Origin of the sequence: Butyricimonas sp. BSD2780061689_150309_C8 (assembly GCF_015560935.1) — a bacterium.
In the GTDB taxonomy this organism is placed as follows: Bacteria; Bacteroidota; Bacteroidia; order Bacteroidales; family Marinifilaceae; genus Butyricimonas; species Butyricimonas paravirosa.
The window spans coordinates 1-2,561 of record NZ_JADMSV010000058.1 but is presented as its reverse complement, the minus strand read 5'-3'; the positions used below and the strand labels follow the sequence as shown (position 1 = coordinate 2,561).

2 protein-coding genes are annotated in these 2,561 nt (G+C 47.7%); both read right to left on the bottom strand.

The window, feature by feature from the left end; genetic code table 11:
• Positions 1 to 73 precede the first annotated feature (73 nt).
• The gene (gene istB, locus I2I33_RS20140) at positions 74 to 811 is read right to left on the bottom strand and encodes an IS21-like element helper ATPase IstB (RefSeq protein WP_087420363.1); all 738 of its coding nucleotides are present in this window, start codon (positions 809 to 811) and stop codon (positions 74 to 76) included.
• Between the two features lie 14 nt (positions 812 to 825).
• A complete protein-coding gene (istA, locus tag I2I33_RS20135) occupies positions 826 to 2,364 on the bottom strand; it encodes an IS21 family transposase (protein WP_229128403.1) in 1,539 nt (512 codons plus the stop codon).
• Between the last annotated feature and the right edge of the window lie 197 nt (positions 2,365 to 2,561).

Sequence of the window (2,561 nt, the reverse complement as noted above, 5' to 3'; positions counted from 1 at the left end):
CTTTATACACGTGCATAAAATTCTACAGGTATGCCATTATTATTATTAAATTTTATTCACAAATATAGTGATTTTATCTTTTAGCTTGCAATTTTCTGATAGAGTCCCCGTGTAATTCAATCCGGATAGCCTGGTGAACGATTCTATCCAGGACAGCATCCGCTATCGTCTTTTCCCCGATAATATCGTACCAGTCTTTTACCGGGACTTGCGAGGTTATAAGGGTGGATTTTTTCCCGTGTCGATCTTCCACTATATCCATTAGATTCATTCTTCCCCCGGCATCAAAAGGTTGTATCCCGAAATCATCCAGTACCAGCAAGTCCGCCCGTTCAATCTTTTTAAGTTCTTGCAAAATTGTGCCTTTCGCCTTGGCCATTTTTAACTGGCCCATTAACCTGGCCGTGTTTGCGTAGAGCACTTTCATGCCTTTCTGGCAAGCTCTATACCCCAGGGCCGTGGCTATGTAACTTTTTCCCGTTCCCGAGCTACCGGTGATGAACAGGTCCCTGGATTCTTTGACGAAAGATAATTCCGCGAGCCTTTCTAGCAGGTTGCGCTCGAGCCCTCGTTCCAGGGAATAATCCACTTCTTCCAGGGATGCCTTGTAACGAAAAGAAGCTTGTTTGATCAGCCTTTCTATCATCCGGTTACAACGGTCATCCCACTCGTTGGAAACCAGCCATGCCACGAACTGGTCGGTTGTCATCGATTCCGTTTTGAAACTCTCCATGCTTGTTTTAAAAGCGTTGTACATGCCCTGGAGGCGCATCTGGCGCATCTTCTCCAGCGTTTCTTGATTCATTTCCATTTTTCTCGTGATGTTTAGTTATAATACTCTTTTCCCCTTATGTTCTCGTGCGCGGGCATCCTCTTTTGCCCGTTATCATCCTCGTTTTCTTCCAGGGGTAATTCATCTTGCCTGTTTTTCAGTATTTCTTCTATAGCAGGGTAATTGTACAAGCCATGGTTGGAAGCCCACCGGCAAGCGTTAACCAGTCTCTTTTGACCCACCCGTGACGCGAAATTCAGTATCCCGCGACAAGACTTGCAAGCTTGTTCCGGGTGGACTTTCGCCTCGATCACGTGACGGATATAATCCTCCACGTCGGGATGCATGGAGGCGGCTTCCGCGATATATTGCCCCGGGTCCCAGTCCACGGGAGCTTTTTGACTGGGGGCAAGGTGAGCCTCGTCGTGGGTGTAGCCATACTGCTTGTATCCCCTTTGATGAACCGCCACTTTCTCGTATTTCAGATAGATTTCCACCTTCTCGCTGTTGTATAAGATGTTAACCTTTTTCCCTATATGGCGATACGGCACGCTGTAGTAATGGTTTTCCAGCCGAACGTAACCGTTTCTTTGCACGGTCGCCACGTGACGTCGTTTGAGTTCGAAACGGATCGGGTTCAACGGTCCCATGCAATCACGCTCTATTTCCTCGTATTGTTCACGGCGGCTATAACTTCGCCCGGTTAACAGGCTATTGTTGTGCAACTCGAGAGCGACACGGATCGCGGCGTTAAGGGATTCCAGGTCGTGAAACACGCGGCCTTCAAGCCGGGTGTAAATACCCCGGTAAACGAGCTTGACCGCCCCTTCCACGAGAGCCTTGTCTCTTGGTTTGCGAACCCTGGCGGGAATGACAACACACCCGTAATGCTCGGCAAAAGCCGCGAAATCCTCGTTCAATTCTGCCTCGTAACGACTCGGCTTGTTCACGGCAGATTTCAAATTGTCAGGGACGATAACGGCCGGGGTACCCCCGTAAAAAAGCAAGGCTGACTCGCAAGCGTGAATCAAGTCTTCCTTGCGCTGGCTCATCACCGCTTCCACGTAAGTTAACTGGCTACACGGGAGGATGGACACGAAAACTTCAACGGGGATCGTTTGACCCGTGTCGCGATCCACGAGCGAGAGTCTGTCCCCGGCGTAATCGATAAACATTTTATCCCCGGCCTTGTGTTCAAGGTGGGCAACCGGGTGAGATAACGCGAGGTAAGCTTGAAAATAAGTACAAAAACGACTCCGGGCATAACCGTCGGGATGATCGGAACGGTATTCTTGGAATAATTGCTGCCGGGTCACACCCTTCTTTTTTAGACGTTTAGCGTAACCGGGGAGAAGAGCTTGTAATTCCTTGTAACGGGCGGGCGGTTCTTCCGAACGTTTGTGTTGCTCTTGGAACAAGTTACAAAGGGAAGAATCATCCAGGGAAAGAACCGATTCAAGTGACAGGCCGCTCTTTTGATAGACCTGCAAATACTTCTTGACCGTGTTACGGGACAGGTTTAACATGCTACTAATACTCCTGGTTCCGCTACCAGAGGCATAACATCGTAATACTTGACGAATTTTGTTCATGCTTATTCGTTTATTGGGCATATATCTGTTTTTTTTTATTTATTTAACAGATAAAGTAGCATTTTGGCACGAGTAAAACAAGTATTTGATCATTTTACGGGGATCATTTTCTCGAGGATTAACCGGGTCAATTTCGAGTGGATTTCAAGGACCAAGTTCTATTGGAAAAGAAGGGCCAAATTAGTGCGGATTTTCCA